7 protein-coding genes are annotated in these 5,808 nt (G+C 46.6%); 1 reads left to right on the forward strand and 6 read right to left on the reverse strand.

What is annotated here, in order from left to right; translation table 11 throughout:
• Positions 1 to 135: 135 nt before the first annotated feature.
• The 6 genes from atpH to Q0991_RS23190 all read right to left on the reverse strand — a co-directional run bounded on the left by atpH (position 136) and on the right by Q0991_RS23190 (position 3,529).
• On the reverse strand, positions 136 to 693 hold the full coding sequence (atpH, locus tag Q0991_RS23165; protein WP_299493079.1) for an ATP synthase F1 subunit delta: 558 nt from the start codon (positions 691 to 693) through the stop codon (positions 136 to 138).
• Entirely contained in the window at positions 694 to 1,251 is a 558-nt protein-coding gene (locus tag Q0991_RS23170) for a F0F1 ATP synthase subunit B (protein ID WP_299493081.1), read from the reverse strand.
• Positions 1,252 to 1,283: 32 nt separating this feature from the next.
• Positions 1,284 to 1,712 carry a F0F1 ATP synthase subunit B' gene (locus tag Q0991_RS23175; RefSeq protein ID WP_299493083.1) on the reverse strand — a complete coding sequence of 143 codons (429 nt, stop codon included), beginning with the start codon at positions 1,710 to 1,712 and terminating at the stop codon, positions 1,284 to 1,286.
• A 148-nt stretch (positions 1,713 to 1,860) separates the two neighbouring features.
• The gene (atpE, locus tag Q0991_RS23180) at positions 1,861 to 2,106 is read right to left on the reverse strand and encodes an ATP synthase F0 subunit C (RefSeq protein WP_299493085.1); all 246 of its coding nucleotides are present in this window, start codon (positions 2,104 to 2,106) and stop codon (positions 1,861 to 1,863) included.
• A gap of 142 nt (positions 2,107 to 2,248) precedes the next feature.
• Complete coding sequence (atpB, locus tag Q0991_RS23185; RefSeq protein ID WP_299493087.1) at positions 2,249 to 3,019, reverse strand: F0F1 ATP synthase subunit A; 771 nt, start codon at positions 3,017 to 3,019, stop codon at positions 2,249 to 2,251.
• 60 nt (positions 3,020 to 3,079) lie between these two features.
• Entirely contained in the window at positions 3,080 to 3,529 is a 450-nt protein-coding gene (locus tag Q0991_RS23190) for an ATP synthase subunit I (RefSeq protein WP_299493089.1), read from the reverse strand.
• A gap of 831 nt (positions 3,530 to 4,360) precedes the next feature.
• Between Q0991_RS23190 and Q0991_RS23195 the strand changes: the two genes are divergently transcribed.
• A complete protein-coding gene (locus Q0991_RS23195; protein ID WP_299493091.1) occupies positions 4,361 to 5,698 on the forward strand; it encodes a recombinase family protein in 1,338 nt (445 codons plus the stop codon).
• Positions 5,699 to 5,808 lie beyond the last annotated feature (110 nt).

Here is a 5,808-nt window from a genome sequence, read left to right on the forward strand (position 1 = left end):
TGCTCAATCTGTTGGCGAATAATATTGCTAATTTCGTCGGGTCTGATGCTTACCATGGGACTTGCTCTGATTTGTGATGTGGGTAAAGGTCAAACAACTAAAGGTTGAAGGGCGATTGCAATAATCACCGATGTCTTAGGAAATATTGGCGATGGAAGAATTCATACGTCTCAGCTGGCCTCGAATACTGGCATCCAGAACCTGAGAACCAACTTTGATAATCACACCCCCGATCAGGTCAGGATCAATACTCGTCTCAATCTCAACCTGAGCCGCTTGGGTCATCTGTTTGACTTTGTCGATGATGGCTTGTTTTTGCTCATCCGATAAATCAATCGTAGAGGTGACTTCCGCTAACACCGTGTTATTGAGCTTACGGAGTAAGGCTTGATATTGCTTACAAATCCCTTCCAGAAAAATGATGCGTCGCCGATCAATCAACAACAGTAAGAAATTGAAGAATTGCTTTTGCACCCGAGATTCTGCTAGTTGACGCAGAACAGCTTTCTGCGCGTCAGCAGGGGTGAGGGGATTAACCAAGAAATCGGTGAGATCGGAGGAGGTCTTCAATAGGCCGAGGACAAAGTTAACATCTTCACCAATCTGGTTGGTAAGACTATTACTCTGTGCCACAGACATAAGGGCTTCTGCGTAGGGCTCAACGATAGTGGAACTTACCGTGCTTTGTGTCATTTAGTTGCCTCCTAGCAAGGCAATACTTTGATCAACGAGTTTCCGCTGAGCGGACTCATTATTTCCCAGCTGATTTTTCAGATCAGCTTCAACTTTTTCTAGAGCCATCGCTGTCACGCGCTGTCGAATTTCTGCGATCGCACGTTCTTGGCTAGCAGAGGTGTCTTGAGACGCGGCATCTTTGATGCGTTGAATCTCTTTCTTAGACTCAGCTAAGATTTGCTCTTTAGCTTTGCTGGCATTGGTCTGAGCATTGGCCAAGATCTTTTTCGCTTCGGCTTGGGCCTGAGCCAGTTTCTCTTGTTCTTCTGCCAACTTGGCAGCGGCCTGTTTTTGGTTGGCTTCGGCTTCGACAATGGCCGTTTCAATGGCTTCTCGTCGCTTCGCTAGGGCATCCCCTAGAAAACCTCGCCCCAAGTAAATCAGTAATCCAATCACGATTACCAGATTGATGAGATTGGCTTCCAAAATATCAAAGTTAAGGCTGTAACCACCAGCCTCAGCTAGTTGTGGAAACCCAGTTATGCTAGCGTGTGCCAGCCCATTAAACATTCCCATGTTTATCGTCCTAACTGCGGTGCTGTGATGGCCTATGCCAAGGATGCGCCTAATAGCTTATTGAGAATTTGCTGGCTGAGGGTATCAACCTGCTTCTCCAGTTCGCTAAAGGCAGACTGTTTTTGAGACTCGAGTTCCTCCTGAGCCTTCATCACCTCAGCCTGAACTTCTCGTTGAGCTGCAGTGATTTCAGTTTGAGCAATTTTTTGGGCTTCAGCTTGGGCATCCGCCAACACTTGTTGGGATTGCTTGCGTGTGCCTGCGAGTTCCTGTTCATATTGCTCCGTCAACTGCTTGGCTTTTTCCAAACGTTCACGGGCTTCGGTATTGTTGGTCCGAATAAAGCCATCTCGCTCATCAATGGCTTGAGTGAGCGGCTTAAAGAAAACTTTGTTCAGAATCGCAACCAAAACAAAGAATTGGAACATCATCAATGGCATCGTGCCATTAAAATCAAACATTTGTTTTGCTCAGTTTATAAAAGGTCAGATCAGAAAAATCGAGTTTGGTGTTGAGTGACCATCATTGATGGCAAAGGCATTATGAGGGCACTCAAGACATGCCAAAAGGGGAAGGGACGTTCAAGCAACGCCCCTCATTAACTTATTTTTAGGCAAAGGGGTTAGCGAACAGTAGAACCAGAGCGATAACCAAACCATAAATGGTGAGGGATTCCATAAACGCTAAACACAGCAACAAGGTGCCTCGAATTTTTCCTTCTGCTTCGGGCTGACGGGCGATCCCTTCTACCGCTTTTCCAGCAGCGTTACCTTGAGCCAGAGCAGGGCCGATTGTAGCGATTCCAATTCCCAGGGCAGCAGCTAATACAGAAGCAGCAGCGACTAACGGATCCATAATGCTTTTTTCCTTATTTTGAAATGAAAGAACAACAAGGTAGACCTTAACAAAGGTTGTCAGACTAAAAGATGCCTGCACCAACCACTAATTTTGGAGAAAATTCGTTAACTAAAAGTCAGCAACGTCTTAACTTCTGAGGTTAGTGGGCCTCTTCTTCCTCCCCATGACCTTCTAATGACTCGTGGATATAAGCACCAGCCAAGGTCGCGAATACCAATGCTTGAATACCACTGGTGAATAACCCCAGTAGCATCACCGGCAAGGGCACAATGATGGGAACAAGTAATACCAAAACAGCCACCACTAGCTCGTCCGCCAGGATGTTACCAAACAGACGGAAGCTGAGGGAAAGCGGCTTGGTGAAATCTTCTAGAATTGCAATTGGTAACAGTACAGGAGTGGGTTCGATGTACTTGCGAAAGTACCCCAGCCCTTTCTTCCGAAATCCTGCGTAAAAGTAAACAAACGAGGTACACAAGGCCAAAGCGACGGTTGTGTTGATGTCGTTTGTGGGTGCGGCCAATTCGCCTTCGGGTAAGCTAATCAGCTTCCAAGGAAATAAAGCCCCTGACCAATTGGATACAAAGATAAATAGAAAGAGTGTCCCGATGAATGGAACCCAGGGACGATATTCTTTCTCGCCAATTTGATTTTTGGTCAAATCACGGACAAACTCTAGCGCATACTCCATAAAGTTTTGGAGACCGCTAGGGATGCGTTCAACATTACGGGTTGCGAGCACTGACACGATGATCAAAAGACCGATGACAACCCAGGAGGTGATCAAAACTTGACCATGAACCTTTAAGCCACCGATCTGCCAGTATAAGTGCTGACCCACCTCTAGACTGGCTAAAGGTAGCGCGTTGAACCCATTTGGGAAATCTAGCAGAAGGCTGCTGTGATGCATAATATGCCCAACCTCGTTGGAACTTCAGGCAAAAAAATATGGGCATTCTGCCAATTCCCATCAACGAGCTGTTGAAGGTGACAGAACTGCAGTCCACAAAACGAAGATGAAGATACCGACTTTGTAGGTGAGGAATCCTAAAAAAATAGGTAGGACTTCCAGCTGATTCCACTGAGTCGCGACAATAATGAGAACAACAAAAATACCGAGCTGGTTTTTGCCAACTTGCGTTTTTCCTGTGCCCAATTGCTCAACATTCTTCGCCAGAATCCTGAGATATAACACCCCTGAAGAAGCCCCCAACAAGTAGCTGCTGGCAACTTTCAAGGAATATATCCACCAAATTGGGCCAAACAATAACCCTGCAATAACTGCGGATGAAAGAATCAGACCATTTTGAAATTGGCGATATTCATCCATTGCGCCATTGGCTTGTGAGATTTGCTGTTCAGTGGGTTCATTCTCAGGTGAGGTGGAACTTGGCTGAATAGAAGAATCTGACAAATCCACGGGCTAGAAATTTGGTTCGGATGCGTGACTGCAGGCCAAGGCCAATGATATCACGACTGGGTAACATTACTTAATGAATAACCTTGAGAATCTAAAATTTAACCCAAAGTTATTTTGGCCTATTTTATGTTTATGCATATCGAGCTGTTCAATGGCTGAAAAGCCTACTATTCAAACCTCTCACGCACAATCCTCTCCATCTCCCGCTCACACTCCGATACAGCCCGATGAGCAAAGCCAACGAGCAGTACCTGTATCCAACAAAGGGAAAGTGGAATCGATGAAATCTTCTTAAGAGAAGGGTTCTAGGTCTGGTGGCATTGAGAATGAGATCGCAGGCTAAAACTGAAATTTATCGGTCGCAGACGTTTATTACGATTTGTATCTGCCGCCGAAATTTCAGACGCCGAAATTTCAGAAGACCCCCAATCCTCAGCGTCCCTGTTGAGTTGTTTTACTGGGCTGGGATTTCCCCGAACCAACTATGACCTTAATCAGTTTTGCCGATCGGCATGGTTACAGGTTGCTACTTCCTGAAACAGACAAGACCCTGTTATACCAGTGCCTACTATCCAGAAACCACTCCCAATCCCCAGCTTTTGAGTGAGCCATGCCCCTATATTTCTCCCATGGTTCGGCTGATGACATTGTGTACGGGCTTCTGAGTCGCCTATTTTTTAAAAACCTACAGCCATCATCTGCAGCTGTAGAGTATCATCCAGTGGCTGGGGCAGGTCATGGTTATTCCTATTGGGGAAGCCCGTTAGAGGCCGTATTCAACTTTTTGGCCAGTCCTGATAGTTTGGCGGTTTTTGAGTTCCTGTTAAATCCATGCGTATTGTTGCCTATCTCTACCAGGACTTAACGTGGGAAACGAAGTTAGAGCCCACTATTTGGGGATGGGAAGTCGATCGGGTGTATCAGGATTTAGACTGGCGACGATCTCAACTCTCAGCGATGCTAGCGGATTGTCAGGCTGAGACGCCCGATTATTTGCTGGTGATGCGGCTGGAAGATCTGGGGGAATCTCTGAGTCAGGTCACAGAGAATCTAGTGCAGTTGGAGGGGCTAGGGATTTGCTTGATTGCGATTGAGCAGGACTACCAATCTCCGAATTTCAAACTAGGCCAGGCCAACATTGAGCAAAATGGTCTAGAAAGCACGGATTCATCCCAGCTTTTAGTCTTACTGGATGCCATTCAAGCGGAGCAGCGCAGTCGGCGCATTCGCCATGGCCATGCCCAGAACCGGATTAAACGACGTCCCCCGCCGGGGAAAGCCCCCTATGGCTATAAACGGGGGAAGGATCGGTATGTGATCGATCGCACCGTGTCTCCAGTGGTCAAAGACTTTTTCGAGCATTTTTTGCTGTATGGGTCTTTACGTGGCTCTGTCCGACATATTGCTAAGAAGCACGGCAAGAAAATATCGGTTTCAACGGGACGGCGATGGCTCACTAATCCTGTTTATCGTGGCGATTTAACCTACCAAAACCAACAGGTAGTGATGGATACCCATACGCCTCTGCTTTCCCGAGAAGAAGGAGCCCAGGTGGATCGGCTCTTGCGTCGCAACCGCAGTATGACGCCCAGGGCTGCGAGTGCACCTCGATCTCTATCAGGCATTGTATTTTGTGCGACTTGCCGATCACCGATGACCATTTCGCGAGTGATGCCCCGAGGAAAGGGTAAAGAATATCTCTATCTTCGCCCCACCAAATGTCCTGATCAGCCCAGATGCCAAGCGATTTCTTACAACAAAATTTTGCAGAAAACAATTCAATCCATTTGCAATGAACTCCCCCAAGCCGTGGCCGGAGTGAACCAACCCATCCTGAATCAGTTCAAGCAGGGGGTAGATGCAGAAATTGCAGCCAAGCAGAAGATTTTGTCTCAACTGCCTGAACTGGTGGAAACCAATGTCCTCGATCAATCCACGGCAGATTTACGAGCCTATAATTTGCAAACTGAAATTGCAGAGCTAAAAAGTCGGTTGGCTCAACTTCCTCCAGTGAATTTACGGGAGATTGCTCAAACGGTATCGATCGATCAGTTCTGGATGGATTTATCAGAGTCTGAACGACGCTTTTATTTTCGAGAATTTATTCGTCAGGTAGATTTAATTCGGGATGGCAAAGACTGTGAGGTTAAACTGAATTTTATGTTCTGATGAGTAATTTTAATAACTATCCTTCTTAAGCCTCCGGTTTGACCGGAGGACTCGTAAGGTTTAACCTTCCCTGCGGTCATAGTCCTATCCCAAAACTTCGGGAGTTGCTA

This window comes from Acaryochloris sp. IP29b_bin.137, from assembly GCF_028285745.1.
Taxonomy (GTDB): domain Bacteria; phylum Cyanobacteriota; class Cyanobacteriia; order Thermosynechococcales; family Thermosynechococcaceae; genus Acaryochloris.

Excerpts from the sequence above, each read along its gene's own strand:
- Q0991_RS23170 (WP_299493081.1), bottom strand. The coding sequence starts at position 1,251 with ATGGGAATGTTTAATGGGCTGGCACACGCTAGCATAACTGGGTTTCCA.
- atpE (WP_299493085.1), bottom strand. The coding sequence starts at position 2,106 with ATGGATCCGTTAGTCGCTGCTGCTTCTGTATTAGCTGCTGCCCTGGGA.
- atpB (WP_299493087.1), bottom strand. The coding sequence starts at position 3,019 with ATGCATCACAGCAGCCTTCTGCTAGATTTCCCAAATGGGTTCAACGCG.
- atpH (WP_299493079.1), bottom strand. The coding sequence starts at position 693 with ATGACACAAAGCACGGTAAGTTCCACTATCGTTGAGCCCTACGCAGAA.
- Q0991_RS23195 (WP_299493091.1), top strand. The coding sequence starts at position 4,361 with ATGCGTATTGTTGCCTATCTCTACCAGGACTTAACGTGGGAAACGAAG.
- Q0991_RS23175 (WP_299493083.1), bottom strand. The coding sequence starts at position 1,712 with ATGTTTGATTTTAATGGCACGATGCCATTGATGATGTTCCAATTCTTT.